Genomic DNA, 20,339 nt, shown 5'->3' on the forward strand with positions numbered 1-20,339 from the left:
TAAGACCTTAGTTTTAACCAAAGTATAATTATGCTATTTGATTCGCATTAGTCTGTTTTGTGAGCTATACGTTTGTGTGCAGGATGCACTTTTCTATTACATACAGAGGTTTATATGACAGCGAATTATGGCGTGAAACGCCGATTAGCGATTCTTGCCGCTGCTTTTATCGGCGCGACAAGTAGCAGTATCGCAGCAGAGAAACCGAATATTCTGGTCATTTGGGGCGATGATATCGGTCAATCTAATATCAGTGCTTACACATTTGGCTTAATGGGATACAAAACACCGAACATCGATAGCATTGCGAAAGAAGGCATGATGTTCACCGACTACTATGGCGAGCAATCTTGTACTGCAGGCCGTTCTACCTTCATTACCGGACAAACGGTATTGAGAACGGGCTTGAGTAAGGTTGGCCTTCCGGGGGCAGATTTGGGTCTTCAGGCAGAAGATGCAACGATTGCAGAAATGCTTAAACCACTGGGCTATATGACAGGTCAGTTTGGTAAAAACCACCTTGGCGATAAAGACGAACACCTTCCAACCAATCACGGCTTCGACGAATTTTTTGGCAACCTTTACCATTTGAACGCCGAGGAAGAACCTGAGAATGTGGACTACCCGAAAGATCCAGAATTCCGTAAGAAATTCGGTCCTCGTGGGGTTATTAAGTCCTTTGCTGACGGCAAAATCGAAGATACCGGCCCTCTAACGCGTAAGCGTATGGAAACGGTGGATGGAGAAACGTTAGATGCGGCACTTGATTTTATGGATCGAGCAGTGAAGGCTGACAAGCCTTTCTTTGTCTGGTGGAACGCAACACGCATGCACTTCCGCACACACGTGAAAGAAGAAAACTTGGGCAAAACGGGCATCAGTTTTTATGCCGACGGTATGGTAGAACACGATAACCAAGTAGGCGAGCTGCTGAAAAAAGTGGATGACTTGGGCATCAAAGACAACACCATCGTATTTTACTCAACCGATAACGGCCCGCACATGAACTCTTGGCCAGATGCGGGTACAACCCCATTCCGTGGTGAGAAGAACACCAACTGGGAAGGTGCGTTCCGTGTTCCTGCAATGGTACGTTGGCCGGGTAAGATTGAAGCGGGCAGCGTTTCTAACGAAATTATGCACCACATGGACTGGATGCCAACCTTGGTGGCGGCGGCTGGTGATGACCAAATCAAAGAGAAGCTGCTGAAAGGCTACACGGCGGGTGATAAGACATTTAAGAATCATCTCGATGGTTACAACTTCTTGCCTTACCTAACTGGTAAAGAAGAGAAAGGCCCACGTGAAGAGATCTTCTACTTCACTGATGATGGTGATTTGAGTTCACTTCGCTTCCGCAACTGGAAGATCGTATTCCTAGAGCAGCGCGCAAAAGGCACACTACGTATCTGGGCTGAACCGTTTACGCCATTACGTGTGCCTAAGATCTTCAACCTACGCATGGACCCATACGAAGTGGCGGACATTACGTCTAACACTTATTACGACTGGCTGATTGACCACGCATACATGCTGGTTCCAGCACAGGCTTATGTAGGTAAATTCTTGGCAACGTTCGAAGAATTTCCACCGCGACAAAAAGCAGCAAGCTTCTCACTTGATCAAGTGATGGAGAAGTTGCAGGAAAGTCACAACAAATAAATTGATTGCAACCAAATGTGGGGCTCTTCGGAGCCTCTTTTTTTTGCACTGTGTTTAATTTTTTCTTAAAACGCATGTAATTGCTTGTCTAAAAAGGAAAAACACTTCTATCTTTGATTAGAGAATAAAAAGAATCACACACAAGGACAGTTATGACTCAGTGGGCAAGTTGGAAGCAGGCTTTGATCGGCCTAGCAGCGCTCGTCAGTTTTTCTCTGTTTGCACAGGAAACAGTATCTAAACGGTCAGCTTCTGCACAAGAAACCGTGTCGGTCGCACCACAATCAATCAATTCTTCAACGCAAGCTTACGTAGGCAGCGAAGCGTGTATTGATTGCCACAAGAAAGAAACCGAAGCGTGGCAAGGTTCTCATCACGATATGGCGATGCGTCATGCCGATGCGGAATCTGTTCTCGGTGACTTCGATGACCACACATTCACTTTTGAAGGTAAGCCAAATCGCTTCTATCGAAAAGGGAGTGAATATTGGGTCAATATCCAAGGGCCTGATGGTGAGTGGCATGATTACAAAATCAGCTACACCTTTGCGTGGGAGCCGCTTCAACAATACATGGTGGAATTTGAAGACGGGCGTGTGCAGTTAATTCCTTTCGCTTGGGATTCGAGAGCCAAGCAAGAAGGCGGACAGCGCTGGTTCCATCTTTATCCCGACACCACCCCCAAAGATGAGTTTTACTGGACGAACACGGGTCAGAATTGGAACTTCATGTGTGCTGATTGCCATTCAACCAATCTAGAAAAAAACTACGATGCAACTGCCAATACGTATTCAACAACATGGTCAGAAATCAATGTCGGTTGCGAAGCATGTCATGGCCCAGCCAGTGAACACGTAGAACTTGCCAAACAAGCGGAAAAATCTGGGAATACCATCACCTCAGCGAACCATTATGGCTTTGATCGAGATTTAGGTATGGCAGTAAAAGAGTGGGTCTACGAAGAAGGGCACAGCACGCTCCAACCAAAAGAAATCGCGATGACTCATCAAGTTCAAACCTGTGCGCAGTGTCATAGCCGTCGTACACAGTTAAATGAAAGTGCGGACCATGTTAAAGGCTCCTTCTTGGATAAATATCGTCTAAGCCTAATTACACCGGAGCTCTATTATCACGATGGTCAGATTTACGATGAAGATTACGTTTATGGCTCATTTTTGCAGTCTGCCATGGCAGAGAAAGGGGTAACTTGTACCAACTGCCACGATCCTCATACCGCAGAGTTAAAAATCCCTGAAGAAGCGGTTTGTGCTCAGTGCCATATTGCGTCTGACTACATGCCGGAGAATCACACCTTCCATGAGGCAAATACCGAGGCATCCCAATGCACCACTTGCCACATGCCGGAAACGACCTACATGCAAGTTGACCCGCGTCGTGACCACAGTTGGCATGTGCCACGTCCAGATCTGAGCCAGCACATCAATACGCCAAACGTCTGTACATCATGTCATGAAGACGAAACCAATCAGTGGGCGGATCAGAAAATAGGTGAGTGGTTCCCGAATTCGAAATACCGCAATCAAAAACACTTTGCAGTGGCACTCTACGCCGATTCTATTAGCCATCGTGGTGCGCCTGATGCGCTAGCGTATTCTGCTCAAGACTCATCGTTGAGTGACATTATTCGTGCATCAACTTTGGAGAGAATGGGCGGCAATACTGGGCAAAACACCTTAGTGTCATTGGCAAGAGCGGTGAAGCATGAAAGCGACATGATTCGTCTTGGGGCTGTTGCTGGGTCTTCTGGTTATGAGTTCAGTGATCGCTGGCAAATCCTCGAACCATTACTGAGCGATCCAGTCTTATCAGTACGTGCAGAAGCCGCAGGTGCACTGGTTCGTCATTATCCGGAAATGAATCCTCTGCAGCGTGACAAGATCAAACAGCCATTGGAAGACTACATATCAATCCAACGCTTTAATGCTGACCGAGGCTTTGGACGAACGAACCTAGCGAACGTCTATCGAGACCTTGGTGACACAGACAAAGCCATTGCGTCTTACCAAAAGGCGATTGAAATAGAACCTTACTTCGAGAACAGCTATGCAAACTTAGCCGATTTGTATCGTGCACAGGGCAACGACAAAAAAGCATTAGAAACCTTGATGGCAGGGATTGAAGCTCAGCCGAAATCGAGTGCTTTGCCATACAGTGCAGGATTAGCTTGGTTGCGAGTAGGTGACAGTGTGAAAGCCAACCAATACTTAAAACAAGCAGCGGAAACCGCAGAGCGAAACCCACAGTATTGGTATGTTTATGGGCTCGCTCTGGAGAAATCAGACGTGCTTGCGGCCAGCAAAGCGTTGAACACCGCTTACAAAGTAGGTGGCAACCCACAGCACTTGTTTGCGGAATGTGAGGTGCTGGCTAGAAACTACAAAGACGGCTCTGTTGCATTTGCTTTTGAGCAGTGTTTGAAGCAACTAGGAGAGTTTGCGCCAGCTGATGTGATTCAGCGTTTAAGAGCCTCTATAAATCAATAGGAGCGGCATGGGCAAACTCAAGTTGTTGCTTGACCTGTTCCCTTAAGCGCTGATGAGCGGGATTGTGCTCATCACGCTTATGATAAACGAATTTATAGGGGATACGGTCGATTTCAATCGGGCATTCAAGGATCTGTAACTTGAGTGCCTTACTCCATTTCATCGCAAACGAACGAGAGACAACACCCAAGCAATCCCGCTGTGCTACGTACATGGCCATACCTGCCAAAGAGGACGTTACGATCTCTACATTTCGCTCCTGAATCGGCTCTTTTGCAAGCTGTTCGAAGCCAGAAGTGTTATTCCATTTACCTGAAAACATACAGTGATTTTCACGATAAAAATCTTCTCGACTCAATGTCCCTTGGATTCTTGGGTGACTTTGACGACAGATGATCATTGCGGGTTCATGGTAGGCATTTTCAATCACGAAAGAAGAGTCTTTGGTGATGATGGTATCAATCACCAAGTCCATTTTTTGCTGACGAATTTGTTCAAACAACAAGTATTTTTCCGGTGGAGACTCGTGGAAAACCACGTTTTCAATCGGATTTAAACTGTGGAGTAAGGTTTCGGAGCAGCAGACTTGAAAAGTGGTTCTTTCTGAAATGGCGTTGTCTACGATGCTCACTGCCTGACGAAAATGCGGCATGAGTTGATACGCGGTTGAAGTGGGGGCGATCCCTCGTCCTTGTTTGACGAAAAGCTGTTTTCCGACCACTTGCTCGAGCCGTTTAATCGAAGCGCTCACAGCAGGTTGCGTAAGGCCTAAATGGTCGGCCGCTTTGGTGTAGGACTGATACTCAGCCACCACCAAAAAAGTTTGAATCAAGTTTAAGTCCATCTTGTTACCCATAAACTAAATTTATATATCAACGTATCTGAACTCTATTTATCCGTCAAATGACAAGTTTTATCTTAATCAAATCTTGGTATCTGATTTTCTACCAAGATTAGCAGCAACGGATTTATGGAGCCCTTTTATGGCAAACCACGATAAAAAACGCGGCAAGAAGCTGGTATTAAACGCTTGTACGCTTGCGATTGGAGCGGCATCAGCGACCGCTTATTCGGCAGAACAGCCCAACATTCTCGTTATCTTTGGTGACGATGTCGGTTACTGGAACTTGAGTGCATACAACGGTGGCATGCTGGCTTACAGCACACCAAATATTGATAGCATTGCAAGAGACGGTGCTAAGTTTACGAACTTCTACGCTCAGCAAAGCTCAACCGCAGGTCGCTCTGCGTTCATCACGGGACAAATGCCAAAACGTACAGGCTTGTCTAAGGTTGGTTTGCCAGGAGCGAAAGAAGGGATTTCTGAGAAAGATCCAACTATTGCGACATTGCTACGTGACCTTGGTTACGCAACGGGCCAATTTGGTAAAAACCACCTTGGCGACCGCGATGAACACTTGCCGACCAACCACGGTTTCGACGAGTTCTTTGGTAACCTTTACCACTTAAATGCGGAAGAAGAGCCGGAGAACGTAGACTACCCACAAGATCCTGAATTCAAGAAGAAGTTCGGACCTCGTGGTGTGATCCACTCTTATGCGGATGGCAAGATTGAAGACACGGGGCCATTGACGCGCAAACGCATGGAAACGGTTGATGACGAGTTCCTAGATGAAGCTGAGAAGTTTATCGAGAAACAAGTCAAAGCCGACAAGCCATTCTTTACGTGGTTTAACACCACGCGCATGCACAACTTCACGCACGTTCCAGACGACTACAAAGGTAAAACAGGCGCAGGTTTCTACGCCGATGGTGTGAAGCAACACGATGACCAAATTGGCCACTTGCTCAATAAGATTAAAGAGCTTGGCGTTGATGACAACACCATCATTGTTTACACCACAGATAACGGCCCAATGATCAACTTGTGGCCTGACGCGGGTATGACGCCATTCCGTAGTGAGAAAAACACCGGTTGGGAAGGTGGCTTCCGCGTTCCTGCAGTAATTAAGTGGCCGGGTCATATCCAAGCGGGCACGACGCTTAACGGCATTATGTCTTTGGAAGATTTCTTACCAACATTGGTGGCTGCGGCGGGCAACAGCAACGTCAAAGAAGAATTGTTGAAAGGCAAGAAAGTGGGCGATATGAACTACAACGTTCACTTAGACGGTTACAACCAACTGCCATACCTAACGGGTAAAACAGACAAGTCTGCGCGGAACGAGTTTGTTTACTGGAGTGATGACGGCGATTTACTGGCTCTACGCTACGGTAAATACAAATACCACTTCATGATCCAAGAAAACGAAACTGGTTTGGATATCTGGAAGAAACCATTTACCAAACTCCGTGTACCACAAATCTATGATTTGAGTATCGACCCATTTGAGCGTGGCGATACTGGTATGGGTTACGACCGTTGGATGTACGAACGTTCATTCTTGATGATGCCTGCGGTTGAAAAAGTAAAAGAGGTCATGGAAACCTTCAAAGAGTACCCGCCGCGTATGGCTCCGGGCTCGTTTGTTCCGAAATAACGTTTTGTCCATAGGTCTATAGACCCTAGTTATTGTCCTTAAATACAGCGCCCAACTTGGGCGCTGACTTTCTTCTGCTTTCGAGATCGTTCTTTATGAAAAAACAAACTCACATTCATACTACTCAAATGGCATTAACTCCCCTCAAAACGGCGTTTGTATCTAATAGTGATAAAGTCGAACGACGTTTTCACGTGATGGCGAAACCGGGCGGGGCAAAATGCAATATCGATTGTCAGTACTGTTTTTATCTGCACAAAGATGAATTATTCAATCAAGGCACTCAACCAAAAATGGACGATGCAACACTTGAGGCATTCATAAAGAGCTATATCGAAAGCCAAGATGGTGAGGAGGTTGTGTTTTCTTGGCAGGGTGGTGAACCAACACTGTTGGGGTTGGATTACTTCAAGAAGGTTGTCGAACTGCAAAACAAATACGCTAAACACGGCGTTCGCATCGAAAACGACCTTCAAACCAATGGCCTTTTATTAAACGAGGCTTGGTGTCAGTTTCTGCATGACCACGGGTTTCTGGTTGGTTTATCGATAGATGGTCCTGAATTTATCCACGATAAATACCGCAAAACCCGAAGTGGAAAACCGACCTTTCAACGCGTCATGCAAGCCGTTGATCTGATGAAGCGTTATAATGTGTCATTCAATGCTTTGGTGACAGTAAACCGCTTTAACGCCAAATATCCGCTCGAAGTGTATCGCTTCCTCACTCAAGAACTCGGCGTCACTTATATCCAATTCACACCTTGTGTTGAACCTCGGTCTTTCACTCAAACCGCTCCCCATTTCTGGAAAGAAAACATGTCTCCAAAACTTGGCAGCGAATTAGCAAAGCCGGGGCATTTGATGTCAGTGGTTACGGACTGGTCGGTCGATGCAGAAGAGTGGGGCGAGTTTCTGATTGCTGTATTTGAAGAATGGGTGAACAACGATCTTGGCAGAGTCTTGGTCAACCTTTTCGAAACCGCTGTCGCGCAAGTCATGGGGATGCCTTCGCAGTTGTGTGTTAGCGCAGAGTTCTGCGGCAAAGGCCTAGCGATTGAACACAATGGGGATGTGTTTAGCTGTGATCACTACGTTTATCCGGAATACCAACTGGCTAACATTCATGACCGATCTCTGAATGAAATTGCAATCTCAACTCGTCAATACAGCTTTGGCATGGCGAAAAAGTCTTCTTTGCCGCAATACTGCCTTGATTGCCCGTATTTGAAGTATTGCTGGGGAGAATGCCCAAAAAATCGGTTACTTACCGCGCCGAATGGTGAGGCTGGTCTAAACTACTTGTGTCCGGGAATAAAAATGTTCTTTGACCATTCGCTGCCAATTCTGGTTGGCATATCAAGGTTAATAAAGTCTTACAACTCAGGTGAATATAGCGAATATAACCTTTAGTTATTACTTTCAGTCTTATACTCAACTTTTAACGCTCAGGCTCCCGTAAACTCAATAGGTAGACTATGAACCACGCACAACAAGCCATTAATGAATTAATCGAACAAACTGAAAAAAGCGTCATTGGACAAAGCCATGTGGTTCAGGCTTTGGTGATAGGGTTATTGACCAATGGTCACGTACTTTTAGAGGGCTTACCGGGAACGGCAAAAACCCGCTCGGTGAAGTCGCTTGCGAACCTACTTAACACCAGCTTTGGTCGTATTCAGTTTACACCCGACTTATTACCTTCAGACGTAACAGGTACCGAAGTGTACCAAGAGTTGGATGGTAAGCCTCAACTCCACTTCCAACCGGGACCAGTTTTCAACAGCATTGTGTTAGCGGATGAGGTGAACCGTGCGCCAGCAAAAGTACAAGCCGCACTGCTAGAAGCAATGGCAGAAGGTACGATTACAGTGGGTGATAAGACACACGTCTTGCCTGAGTTGTTCATGGTGCTTGCAACGCAAAACCCTGTGGAGCAAGAGGGGACGTATCCATTGCCAGAAGCGCAGATGGACCGTTTTATCATGAAAGTGACTGTTGATTACCCAGAAGATGAAGCCGAGCGCGATATCATTCGTCTGGTACGCAGTGAAGAGTTGGGTTCAGAAACCAGTAATGAGCTAGTGACGCCAAAACACATCGAGCCTGAATTAGTGATTGAAGCGCGTCGCCAACTTCCTTCTATAGCCGTGTCTGAATTAGTCGAAAGCTACATCGTAGCGTTGGTAATGGCGACACGTAAACCAGAGCGTTACGCCGATTCCCAGCTACAAAAATGGATCGAAATCGGTGCGAGTCCTCGTGCATCTATCTCGTTAGACAAATGTGCGCGCGCTTATGCGTGGCTACAAGGGCGTGACCATGTAACGCCTGATGACGTGCGTGCAATGGTGCCATCGGTGCTGGGACATCGCTTCTCACTTTCTTACGATGCACTTGCCGATGGTGTCGATCACCAGCGAGTGGTGCAAGAGTTGCTTGATTGTGTAGAAATCGGATAAGCAGGAGGGACTATGGCAAAGCCAACGCTTGCTCCTCAACCCCAAGGGCTCGATCCTCGCTTGTATTGCGATTACTCACGCTTAGTACGTTTACAAGCGCAAGCCGAATCCTTCAGCCTGCTGCCTCACTTGAAAGCGGGCAGTGTGCTTTCTGGTCGTCATAACTCATTATTCCGCGGACGTGGTTTGAACTTTGAAGAACTGCGTCACTACCAGCTAGGGGACGACATCCGAAACCTAGATTGGAAAGTCACTATGCGCACGGGCAAGCCTCATGTGCGCAGTTACACCGAAGAAAAAGACCGCAATGTGATTGTTTGTGTTGATCAGCGCAGTGCGATGTTTTTTGCCTCTACCGAGGTCATGAAATCTGTAGTCGCTGCTGAAGTCGCGGCTATGTGTGGTTGGCGAGTATTGAAAGACGGTGACCGAGTCGGATTTGTTATCGCCTCTGACTCTGCTCTATACCACAGCAAAGCCCAGCGTTCGCAAAACGATTTGCTCGCTCAACTGAAGCGACTCTCTCAGGCCAACCAGCGCTTAAATGTGGACTCGTTAGATTCAGACAAAGTGACGTTCAGTAAATGGATTGAGCTCATTAAACGGATGAAACTAAAACAATCCACGCTGATTTTCATCAGTGATTGGCGCGATTGCGAAGAGCACCACCTTGATCACCTTAAGCAGCTTCAACAGCATAATGACGTGTTAGCGGTGATGGTAAGCGATCCTCTAGAGCAGTCGCTTCCTCAAAATTTGGCGAAAGTGAAATGGGTGATTGGTGATGGTCGTTACCAGCTCAACTTAGATAGCAAAGCCAAAGTCGATGCCGCCAGTGCCAGTTTGGTTGAGAAAGCGCAGTTAAAACGTCAATCACTGGCGCAACTCATGGCAATCAAAAAGCTGCCTCATATCGAAATCGATACAACAGGTGACCACATTACTCAATTCCAAAAACTCGTTGGAGGCCGATAAATGACAGACTTACACACGCCTCCAAGCACGTATATTCTGCGTGAGCTGCATGACGTCGCGGTGCCAGAAAGCGTCAGCTGGGTGCCACAAACCATTGGTTGGAAGATCCTTGCAATTGTGGGTGCGATTGTACTCATGTATGTCGGCTACCGACTGGCACACCACTGGTGGGATAACCGTTACCGTAAAGAAGCTATTGAAGCGATTTCTCGTTTAACACCAGATGACGCCAGCATGCCGAAAGCGCTGTTCTCGATTCTGAAAATCGTCTTAATCCATCTTGATAGCTCTCATGCTCGCTTGTTTGATACCGCGTTCCTGCGCAAGTTAGATGAGCTTAACCCCAAGCACAAATTGTTTGATGATGAAATATCTAAGCGATGGCTGCAAAGTATCGTTGACCCAAGTGTCGAACCGGAAAAAACAGAGCGTTTACAACTTTTTGAACGTGCAACTGAGTGGGTGAAAGAGCACGATGAGAACGCTCACAACATTGAAAAGCGCACGCTTGCCTACAAAGCGCGTGCATTAAAAGGAGGTCGCCATGGGTGATCTTCTTGCTTCATGGCTTGGCATGAGCAGTTTTGAGTTTGAGCATCCGCTTTGGTTCATCATCTTGCCGCTGCCTTTGGTAGTGTATTTCCTCGTCCCAGCTTACCGCACCAAACAAATGGCCATCAAAGTGCCGTTCTTTAGTCAGCTTGTGGATGCGATTGGTGAAACGCCGTCAGAAGGCGCAAGCCAACTCACTCCGAGCTGGTGGCAGCGCGCAACGCTCATCATCTCTTGGCTTTTGGTCGTGACCGCAATGGCAAAGCCGACAGTACTTGGCGAGCCACAGGTGCGTGAAAGCTTAGGCCGAGATGTTATGGTCGTTGTCGATTTGTCTGGCTCAATGGCAGAGCAAGACTTCACGTCCAAAACTGGTGAAAAGATCTCTCGTCTCGATGCAGCCAAAGAAGTATTGAGTGACTTTGCCAAAACGCGCAAAGGCGACCGCTTAGGTTTGATCTTGTTCGGCGATGCGGCATTTGTGCAAACCCCGTTCACGCCCGATCAAAAAGTGTGGCTAGAGTTGCTTAACCAAACGGATGTGGCGATGGCAGGGCAGAGTACCCACTTAGGTGATGCCATTGGTTTGGCGATTAAAGTGTTTGAGCAAAGTGAAAAGTCGCGTACCGACGTGGAAGAGAGTAAAGAGAAAGTCGCCATTGTACTAACGGATGGTAATGACACAGGAAGCTTCGTTGAGCCGATTGATGCTGCGAAAGTAGCAAAAGCCAAAGATGTACGTATCCACGTGATTGCAATGGGTGATCCACAAACTGTGGGTGAAACTGCGCTAGATATGAATACGATCAAACGTATTGCCAAAGAATCCGGTGGTGAGGCATTTGAAGCGCTCAACCGTGACGAACTTGCTAAAGCCTATGATGAGATTGGTAAGTTAGAGCCACAGCTTTATGAAAGTACCACTTACCGTCCTAAGCAAAGTTTGCATCATTACTTAATGGCTTTGGTGGTTGCGATGTATTTAACCGCGTTCTCGTTGGCGACATTTAAGCGTCGTCGACTATCAGTGAACAGTGAAGTTTCTGCACAATCAGACAACGTAAAAGGAGAGCACCATGTTTGATTCTCCTTTCTCTAGCATGGGGCTAGAACAGTTTGTCACACAGTTCCATTTCATTCGTCCAATGTGGCTATTGGCGTTCATCCCGATGTTTCTTTTGCTTTGGTTAAGGTGGCGAGAAGAATCCAAACCAAGCTGGAAAGACATTCTTCCTGAGCATTTACGTAAAGCACTAACGATTGGCGACTATGGTTGGCGAAAACAACTGCCACTCAAGCTGCTTATGGTGATAGTAGCGATTGCCATCATCATCTGTGCCGGACCTTCTTGGGAGCGCCAAGCTTCTCCTTTTGGTGAAGATAAAGCTTCGATGCTAGTGGTGTTGGACAACAACGATTCAATGTTGCAAAAAGACCTTCCGCCAAGCCGTTTGGAACGCTCAAAGCAAAAGATCCGTGACCTATTGGCAGCAAGAAAAGGTGGCAGCACTGGGTTGGTTGTGTATGCGGGTTCTGCTCATGTCGCGATGCCTGTGACGCAAGACAGCAAAGTATTCGAACCGTTTCTAGCGGCGATAACGCCAGAAATCATGCCAGTTGAAGGTAAACTTGCTGAGACGGCGTTGCCTTTGATTGACCAACAATTACAAGGCCAACCGGGTTCTACGGTTCTGTTGGTTACGGATGGTGTCAACCCAGCAACCATTACCGCTTACAAAAACTACTTTGCCGACAAGCCTTATCAATTGCTTATCTTGGCAGCGGGTAACTCGGACATTGTTTCTAACAACCCTGTCGACTTGGACTCGTTAAATAATCTTGCCGGCGCGACTGGTGGACGCCTTGTTGAAGTAACGGTAGACAACAGCGATATAGACAAGCTGAACCGTTTTGTTGAGCGAAACATGCAACTCAATGGCGAATCATCCATGCCTTGGAAAGACATGGGCTATCAACTATTGTTTCCAATTGCTCTCATTATGATGCTGTGGTTCCGTAAAGGCTGGTTAGTGCAATGGTGTGTGGTGGCGATGGTATCAACGTCTTTGTTTATGACGCCAAAAGCCATGGCGGAAACCGTCTCGCTCAAAGCGGATAAACCTGAAGTGGTACAAGAGGTAACCGTCTGGGATAAAGCGTCTCAATGGTGGTGGGATTTATGGCTCACGCCAAATCAACAAGGACAGCGTTTGTTCAACAAAAACGAATACCTTGAGGCAGCAAAGCACTTTACGGATCCGTTGCGTAAAGGGACGGCTTATTATTACGCAGGCGAATACAAACTGGCTCATACCGCTTTCTTGGAGATGCAAAACGACCCATCAGATGCGGTAAAAGACTATGGCTTATACAACGCTGCGAGTGCGTTGGCGCGTCAACGTGAGTATTTGGCCGCACGTAATTTGTTGCAAACACTGGCAGACAAAGACACCTTGAGTGAGCAATTACGACCAGACGTCGAGCACAACCTAAAAGTCATTGGTGGCATTGTCGAAGAGATTAACCGTACCAGTGAAAGCCAAGCGGGGACAACAGATGGACCTGAAGAGTCGTTTGAACTGGGTGACAACCCGCAAACGGCAGATGGGGCAGACGAAAAAACCGCGGCTGAATTAATGCTGAAAGAAAAACTCAATGCGAACGAAATCCTTGGCAGCCAAGAACTGGCGGATAAGTGGTTAAAACGCGTAGAGGCCGATCCTAAGTACTTCTTGCGCGCTAAATTCCAAATTCAACTGCGTGAACCCTTGAAAACGGAGCCGCAGCCAGAACCGCAACAAGAAGAGGAGCAAGCACAATGATGAATGCATTCAAACTTGGCGCTGACTCTGTGGTTGGGCGTCTAAGCACTATCTTGATGGTGTTTACTTTGCTTTTTACTGGTTTGGCGAACGCACAAGACATTCAAGACTTGCAGCGCAGCAATAATGTTGAATTGTTAGCATGGGTTGGCAAGCAGGGAGCAGGGGCCGATACGAAGGAAGCACCTAAGTTCAGTGTGAATGAGCAGGTGATCTTGTACATCGAAGTCGCAACGCCTCGTTGGTTCACCGGTGGTACACGCATTGGCAGCGTAGAAATCCCTAACGTGATTGCGAAGCAGCGTAACCAATTAGCAACCAACTATACCGAGCGTAAAGGGGGGCAAACGTGGTCTCGTCAGCGTTGGGAAATAACCTTGTATCCGCAAGCCTCGGGACAATTTGTGATTCCACCGGTCGCCGTTGGTGTGCAAGTCTCTGCGCCTGATGGTTCGAAAGTGGCTGGTACGCTTTATACGCAGCCAATTAAGTTCGAAGCGTCTATGCCTTCTGGTTTGCTCAGTGATGAGTCTGCATGGTTTACCGCGACTAAGGTGAGTGTGGATCAGAAATGGACAACGTCTAACGATGAATTGAAAGTCGGTGATGCAATCACTCGCACTATTACGATTAATGCACAAGACAGTTTGTCAGTGTTGCTTCCAGACTTGTTATCCAATGATTCTACTGCAAGTTATCAAGCGTACCCTCAACCAAACCGCTTAGACGATGAGCAAACGCGTGGCGATTACCAATCGAGTCGAATAGAAGAAAGCGTGTATGTGATCCAACAGGGCGGTGAGTTCACTTTGCCTGAACACAAGTTCCAATGGTGGAATAGTAAGAGTAAAGAGCTGGAAACGGTGGTGATTGAGGGTAAGACCTTCAAAGCCAAGCATACATTCAAATCCTTTGTTAGAGCTTATTCGGGCTGGTTGATTGGCAGCGCAGTGACGCTATTTGTTCTCGTTATCGCCGCCTTGAGCATTCACCGTTATTATCGTTCTCGTCCTACGCCGCCATGGTTAGTGTTCAGACGAATGGTGAAAGCGAATCGATGGGGCGCTGCTCGAGCAAGCTTGTATAAGCAGCTGAGAAGCAACACGGGTGGTCTTGAAATGAGTAAAGCCAATGACTCTGACGTTTGGCAGAAGCGTTCACAGCGCCTACATGAGGGGCAAGAGGACGCAAGCTTGATGAATGCGCTTTGGAAAGGGATACAAGCACTGAAGCCAAAACGCCTGAAGTGGGCAATACCCAAAGCCTTGCCGCAACTCGATAAGCAGGCAAGTAATAAGAAATAAAACGAAAAAGGACGCTGAATCAGCGTCCTTTTTTTGTTCTTTTTAATCGCAATAAGCACATGAAATGTCTATTTTAACGTGCTACAAATGACGCAAAGAAATAATATATTTCACATATATTTAATTCTTATCTTTTAAGCTTCTATTTAAAAGATATTTCATTGCGATATTAAACAGGTTTATTAATCGGTTATATATTTACAACTGCTATATTTGAAAATATATAACCTAAAATCATTTTAATTCCTTTCTGATGGAGTGTCACTTCCATGTGACAAGCTTTTCGTCTTAACCCTGATAAAGACGGCTTAATCAATGTATATTTCATTTTTGGTTTGTTCAAATAAAATAACACTTCAAAAATGGAATGATAATTTGCAAGTTTTTCGATTTAGATTATTAAAATTATCGGTGTATATTTCTGGGGAAACGGAAATGCGGAGTGATTCCGTTTTGATTTTTAAATATGTGAATAATAATTATCAGATTAAATTTAATTCTGTGTATTAAATTTATCTTAATATAATTCGTCGTCACTAGGCAGCTTTATTTTGTGAGGTTTAATTATCAGAAGTTTAATTCGAAATTATTTTAAAGGGTGATTTATGGAAGCTAATATTCACGACGATCCAATATTGGTAGCTGGTAAAAGGATTCTTATTGCTCAAGCAACTTTGGGTCTGGTATTCATCGCGTATGAATACATGCGAAGTGGATCTCTAAGTGCTGAGTCAGCGATTACTGGGGTGCTCATCGCGATTCTACCATCTCTGTTCGGCATGGTATTCGCGTCCATTAAATCTAGGGTGAAACCAGAAGAGAGTTTGCGTGACCTCATGCATCTGAGTCGAAATATCAAAGTCATCTACACCATTGTAATGTTTGTTTTGACGTTTCGATTTATGGCTCTTCGCAACATCGTGGTCCTGATAGGCTTTTGTGTGACGATGTTTGGTCACTTCTTAACGCCGCTGTTCAGAGACCGCTTCGAAAGGAAGGCATAAATGGATACTGTCCAGTCCGCTCATGAGTATATTGAGCACCACCTGACCTTTCTCACCACCGGAAACGGATGGTTTGGAATTAACCTTGATTCCATGATCATGGTTTGGTTGACGGGACTTGTTTTCATCCTTTCATTCCGCTTTGCGGTGACGAAAGGAACGAAAGGAGTTCCGGGGCGATTCCAGTGTTTGATCGAGATGGTATTTGAGTTCGTCGATAATATCGTAAAAGAAATATTTCTAGCTAAAGACAAGATTATAGGCCCTTTAGCTCTGACAATATTTGTTTGGGTATTATTAATGAATGCCGTTGATTTGTTGCCGGTTGATTTGATTCCAGCGCTGACTCGTTCAGTAGGTGTCGAGCACTTCCGTGACTTACCTTCAGCCGACGTCAATATTACGATGTCGATGGCATTAGGCGTATTTATTTTGGTTTTAGGTTATACGTTTAAAAACAAAGGTGTGAAAGGGTTTATTAAAGAGTTAACTACTCAACCATTTTCTCATCCTCTGTTATACCCAGTGAACTTAGTTCTTGAATTGGTAACATTAATTTCTAAACCAATATCTTTAGGTCTTCGATTATTTGGCAATATGTACGCAGGTGAAATGATATTCATACTAATTGCGTTAATGCCATGGTGGATGCAATGGGCACTTAGTGTTCCTTGGGCACTATTCCACATACTAATTGTTGTGCTTCAAGCATTTATTTTTATGGTTCTGACCGTGGTTTACCTCGGAATGGCTGTTGAAGAGCACTAAATCAAAAAATTTATTTCTTAATTAAAAAATTCAATTCTAGGAGTTGTTATGGATATCGTTAGCGCAGTTCTTTACGTGGCGGGTGCATTGCTGATTGGTCTTGGTGCAGCGGGTGCCGCATCGGGTATCGGTAACCTTGCAGGTAAATACCTTGAAGGGGTCGCTCGTCAACCTGATTTAACCCCAATGCTTCGTACTCAGTTCTTCATCATGATGGGTCTTGTGGACGCGGTGCCAATGATTGGTGTGGGTATCGGTTTGTACATCATCTTCGCTGTAGCGTAATTCGAATTAATCAATTTCATAACGTTATAGAAGAGAGGGTGCTATGAACTTAAATGCCTCAATGTTTGGTCAGGCGATCTCCTTCGTGATTTTCGTTTGGCTTTGCATGAAATATGTCTGGCCACCACTTGTAAAACTGATTGATGAGCGTCGTGCTGAAATTGCTCAAGGTCTTGAACAAACTGAAAAAGCAGCAAAAGAGTTGGAACTGGCAAAAGCGAATGGTGAAGCGCTACTGACAGAAGCTCGCTCTAAAGCTCAGGCCATCATCAACCAAGGTAAGCAACGTCAAGATCAAATGGTTGCAGACGCCGTTGAACTGGCAAAGCAAGAGAAAGCGCGCATTGTCGCAGAAGGCAAAGCAGAAGTGGAAAGCGAGCGTAGCAAAGTTCGCCAAGAGTTGAAAGATGAAATGGCGGATCTGGTGATTGAAAGTGCCAGTAAGCTGATAAATCGCAATCTGGATAGCTCGGCTAACCGCGACTTGGTGAACCGCTTCATCAACGAAATGTAGGAGGGCACATGTCCGATTTGACAATAGTGGCTCAACCCTACGCGAAAGCGGCGTTTGATTACGCTCGTGACGCAGAGTGCTTGGATGACTGGCAACAGATGTTTGCCATTACTCAAGTCATCATGGAACAACCAAACACACTTCTGATTCTGGATGATCTCAGTGAAGAAGGCTCGGAACAGCCATTACTGGATTTGATTCTTCACGCTGGTGGCGAATGGCTAAATCAAAGTTTCGAGAACTTTCTTCGCATTATGGAAGAGAGCAAGCGTTTAAAAGCGCTGGGAGAAGTGGCGGTTCAGTTCTTTGAAATGAAAGCCGAATACGAGCGAACCATGACAGTAACAGTGCGTGCTTCAGAACCTCTGGATGAGGAACAAATGGCAAGGCTTAAACAAGCATTAACCGAAAAATACGGTAAAGCCATTACGTTAGAAACACAACTGGATCCATCCCTTGTAGGTGGTGTGGTAATCACAGCAGGACAGACCGTGTATGACGGCAGTGTTCTTACCAATCTCAGTCGATTGGCGACCAACCTACATGTGTAACGGGGTATAGAAATGCAATTAAATTCAAATGAAATTAGTGAATTAATCAGAGAGCGAATTGATAACTTCAACCTCGAAAGTGAAGCGAGAAATGAAGGCACTATCGTCTCTGTGAGTGACGGCATCATCACAATTCACGGTCTTGCAGATGTTATGCAAGGCGAGATGTTAGAGTTGCCAGACAATCGTTTTGCGTTGGCACTGAACTTAGAACGTCATTCCGTCGGCGCGGTCGTGATGGGGCCTTATGCGGACCTATCTGAAGGGATGAAAGTAAAAGGCACGGGTCGTATTCTTGAAGTGCCAGTCGGTAACGGTCTGCTAGGTCGTGTAGTGAACACGCTAGGTCAGCCCATTGATGGCAAAGGTACTGTATCGTTTGAACGTATGGCCCCTGTGGAAGTCATTGCCCCAGGCGTAATCGACCGTAAGTCTGTCGACCAGCCAATCCAAACTGGTTACAAAGCGGTAGACTCCATGGTGCCAATCGGTCGTGGTCAACGTGAGTTGATCATCGGTGACCGTCAGACAGGTAAAACCGCGATGGCGATTGATGCCATCATCAACCAAAAAGAACTGGGCGTTAAATGTATTTACGTCGCAATTGGTCAAAAAGCATCGACCATTGCTAACGTAGTTCGCAAACTAGAAGAGCATGGCGCACTAGAAAACACCATTGTGGTGGTAGCGTCAGCATCAGAAGCGGCAGCGTTGCAATACCTAGCGCCATACGCAGGTTGTACCATGGGCGAATACTTCCGTGACCGTGGTGAAGATGCGCTGATTGTCTATGATGATCTATCAAAACAGGCGGTGGCTTACCGTCAAATCTCACTACTCCTAAAACGTCCACCAGGTCGTGAAGCCTTCCCGGGTGATGTTTTCTACCTCCACTCACGCCTATTAGAACGTGCAGCACGTGTTAACGAAGAATACGTTGAGCGATTCACTAACGGTGAAGTAAAAGGCAAAACAGGTTCTCTAACCGCACTGCCAATCATCGAAACCCAAGCGGGTGACGTATCGGCGTTCGTACCAACCAACGTAATCTCGATTACTGATGGTCAAATCTTCCTACAGACTCAGCTATTCAACTCAGGCTTACGCCCAGCGGTTGATCCAGGTATTTCGGTATCTCGTGTAGGTGGTGCAGCGCAAACCAAAGTGATCAAGAAGCTGTCGGGTGGTATTCGTACCGCGTTGGCGCAATACCGTGAATTGGCCGCATTTGCTCAGTTCTCTTCTGACCTAGATGAAGCGACACGTCGTCAGCTTGACCACGGTGAGAAAGTCACTGAACTCATGAAGCAAAAACAATACGCACCAATGACGGTCGCAGAGCAAGCGTTGGCGATTTTTGCTGCAGAGAAAGGTTTCCTCAATGATGTGGCACTAAATCAAGTGTCTCGTTATGAAGAAGAGCTGATGGCATTTGGTCGAACTAACGCACAACCACTACTCGATAAAATCAACCAAACTGGTGATTACAACGATGAGATTGAGAGTGAATTGAACAGCTTGCTGACAGAGTTCACTGCGCTGCAATCGTAGGACCACTAACAGGAGTCCGTTATGGCAAATACCAAAGAGATTCGCACCAAAATTGCTAGCGTGAGTAGCACGCAAAAAATTACGAGTGCAATGCAAATGGTCGCCGCCAGCAAGATGCGCAAAGTGCAGGAGAACATGCAGGCGTCCCGTCCTTACGCGGAGAACATGCGTAAGGTTATCGGTCACGTCTCGTCCGGTACGCTGGAGTACAGTCATCCTTTCCTTCAAGAACGCGAAGTGAAGCGAGTGGCTTACATCATCATCTCATCCGATCGGGGTTTGTGTGGTGGCCTGAACAGTAACTTGTTCAAAAAAGTATTGGCAGAAATGCAAGGCTGGCAAGAGAAGGGCGTTGAGGTAGATACGACGCTCATCGGTTCGAAAGCAATCAGCTTTTTCCAGTCCCTCGGGAAAGTAATGGCGCAAACTTCTGGCCTTGGTGATGCACCAAAACTAGAAGACATGTTGGGCGCGGTTAACGCCATGATGGAGCACTACTCCGAAGGCAAAATCGACCGCTTGTTCCTCGTTTACAACCAGTTTGTAAACACCATGGTGCAAAAGCCAACGGTACTGCAAATGCTGCCGTTCCCGAAAGAAGACATTTCACGTGATAAAGAAGCTCGTTGGGATTACCTCTACGAGCAGTCTCCTCAAGACATTCTCGACCACTTGATTCAACGTTATGTCGAATCGCTGGTTTATCAGGGTGTGGTTGAGAGCATCGCTTGTGAGCAAGCCGCGCGGATGATGGCAATGTCAGCCGCGACTGATAACGCAGCGCAACTTATTGAAGACCTACAACTGGTTTACAACAAAGCGCGCCAAGCGGCGATTACTCAAGAGTTGAGTGAAATTGTATCCGGCGCGCAAGCGGTTTAGAGA

At 46.3% G+C, this 20,339-nt stretch carries 18 protein-coding genes; 17 read left to right on the plus strand and 1 reads right to left on the minus strand.

Going from position 1 to position 20,339, the window contains the following annotated elements; translation table 11 throughout:
• Positions 1–114: 114 nt before the first annotated feature.
• Entirely contained in the window at positions 115–1,662 is a 1,548-nt protein-coding gene (locus tag OQJ86_RS11975; RefSeq protein WP_042603309.1) for an arylsulfatase, read from the plus strand.
• Positions 1,663–1,814: 152 nt separating this feature from the next.
• Positions 1,815–4,166: a multiheme c-type cytochrome gene (locus OQJ86_RS11980; protein WP_265987891.1), complete on the plus strand. Its 2,352-nt coding sequence runs from the start codon at positions 1,815–1,817 to the stop codon at positions 4,164–4,166.
• Here OQJ86_RS11980 and OQJ86_RS11985 read toward each other — a convergent pair.
• A complete protein-coding gene (locus tag OQJ86_RS11985; RefSeq protein WP_265987892.1) occupies positions 4,153–5,022 on the minus strand; it encodes a LysR family transcriptional regulator in 870 nt (289 codons plus the stop codon). The genes OQJ86_RS11980 and OQJ86_RS11985 overlap by 14 nt on opposite strands.
• A gap of 127 nt (positions 5,023–5,149) precedes the next feature.
• On the opposite strand from OQJ86_RS11985, the gene OQJ86_RS11990 reads away from it, so the two are divergent.
• The 15 genes from OQJ86_RS11990 (at position 5,150) to atpG (ending at position 20,336) form a co-directional block, all read left to right on the plus strand.
• Entirely contained in the window at positions 5,150–6,667 is a 1,518-nt protein-coding gene (locus OQJ86_RS11990; RefSeq protein ID WP_265987893.1) for an arylsulfatase, read from the plus strand.
• 95 nt (positions 6,668–6,762) lie between these two features.
• Positions 6,763–8,079 (plus strand): anaerobic sulfatase maturase, encoded by a 1,317-nt coding sequence (locus tag OQJ86_RS11995; protein ID WP_265987894.1) that lies wholly within the window; start codon positions 6,763–6,765, stop codon positions 8,077–8,079.
• 65 nt (positions 8,080–8,144) lie between these two features.
• Positions 8,145–9,128: an AAA family ATPase gene (locus tag OQJ86_RS12000; RefSeq protein WP_265987895.1), complete on the plus strand. Its 984-nt coding sequence runs from the start codon at positions 8,145–8,147 to the stop codon at positions 9,126–9,128.
• A 12-nt stretch (positions 9,129–9,140) separates the two neighbouring features.
• Positions 9,141–10,103 carry a DUF58 domain-containing protein gene (locus tag OQJ86_RS12005; protein ID WP_265987896.1) on the plus strand — a complete coding sequence of 321 codons (963 nt, stop codon included), beginning with the start codon at positions 9,141–9,143 and terminating at the stop codon, positions 10,101–10,103.
• The gene (locus tag OQJ86_RS12010) at positions 10,104–10,655 is read left to right on the plus strand and encodes a DUF4381 domain-containing protein (RefSeq protein WP_265987897.1); all 552 of its coding nucleotides are present in this window, start codon (positions 10,104–10,106) and stop codon (positions 10,653–10,655) included.
• Complete coding sequence (locus OQJ86_RS12015) at positions 10,648–11,739, plus strand: vWA domain-containing protein (protein ID WP_265987898.1); 1,092 nt, start codon at positions 10,648–10,650, stop codon at positions 11,737–11,739. The genes OQJ86_RS12010 and OQJ86_RS12015 overlap by 8 nt, the downstream gene beginning before the upstream one ends.
• On the plus strand, positions 11,732–13,477 hold the full coding sequence (locus tag OQJ86_RS12020; protein ID WP_265987899.1) for a vWA domain-containing protein: 1,746 nt from the start codon (positions 11,732–11,734) through the stop codon (positions 13,475–13,477). Before OQJ86_RS12015 ends, OQJ86_RS12020 begins: the two co-directional genes overlap by 8 nt.
• A complete protein-coding gene (locus OQJ86_RS12025) occupies positions 13,474–14,781 on the plus strand; it encodes a BatD family protein (protein WP_265987900.1) in 1,308 nt (435 codons plus the stop codon). Before OQJ86_RS12020 ends, OQJ86_RS12025 begins: the two co-directional genes overlap by 4 nt.
• A gap of 605 nt (positions 14,782–15,386) precedes the next feature.
• Positions 15,387–15,785: an ATP synthase subunit I gene (locus OQJ86_RS12030; protein ID WP_005431832.1), complete on the plus strand. Its 399-nt coding sequence runs from the start codon at positions 15,387–15,389 to the stop codon at positions 15,783–15,785.
• Complete coding sequence (atpB, locus tag OQJ86_RS12035) at positions 15,786–16,553, plus strand: F0F1 ATP synthase subunit A (RefSeq protein WP_038867911.1); 768 nt, start codon at positions 15,786–15,788, stop codon at positions 16,551–16,553. It abuts the gene before it with no gap.
• Between the two features lie 48 nt (positions 16,554–16,601).
• Positions 16,602–16,838, plus strand: coding sequence for a F0F1 ATP synthase subunit C (gene atpE / locus OQJ86_RS12040; protein WP_004730405.1), 237 nt, complete (start codon positions 16,602–16,604; stop codon positions 16,836–16,838).
• A gap of 43 nt (positions 16,839–16,881) precedes the next feature.
• Positions 16,882–17,352: a F0F1 ATP synthase subunit B gene (locus tag OQJ86_RS12045; protein WP_038867908.1), complete on the plus strand. Its 471-nt coding sequence runs from the start codon at positions 16,882–16,884 to the stop codon at positions 17,350–17,352.
• Positions 17,353–17,360: 8 nt separating this feature from the next.
• Positions 17,361–17,903: a F0F1 ATP synthase subunit delta gene (locus OQJ86_RS12050; protein ID WP_038867906.1), complete on the plus strand. Its 543-nt coding sequence runs from the start codon at positions 17,361–17,363 to the stop codon at positions 17,901–17,903.
• Positions 17,904–17,915: 12 nt separating this feature from the next.
• Positions 17,916–19,454: a F0F1 ATP synthase subunit alpha gene (atpA, locus tag OQJ86_RS12055; RefSeq protein WP_265987901.1), complete on the plus strand. Its 1,539-nt coding sequence runs from the start codon at positions 17,916–17,918 to the stop codon at positions 19,452–19,454.
• A gap of 21 nt (positions 19,455–19,475) precedes the next feature.
• Entirely contained in the window at positions 19,476–20,336 is an 861-nt protein-coding gene (atpG, locus tag OQJ86_RS12060; RefSeq protein WP_039976906.1) for a F0F1 ATP synthase subunit gamma, read from the plus strand.
• Positions 20,337–20,339 lie beyond the last annotated feature (3 nt).

Origin of the sequence: Vibrio sp. Sgm 5 (assembly GCF_026241575.1) — a bacterium.
GTDB classification, from domain to species: domain Bacteria; phylum Pseudomonadota; class Gammaproteobacteria; order Enterobacterales; family Vibrionaceae; genus Vibrio; species Vibrio jasicida.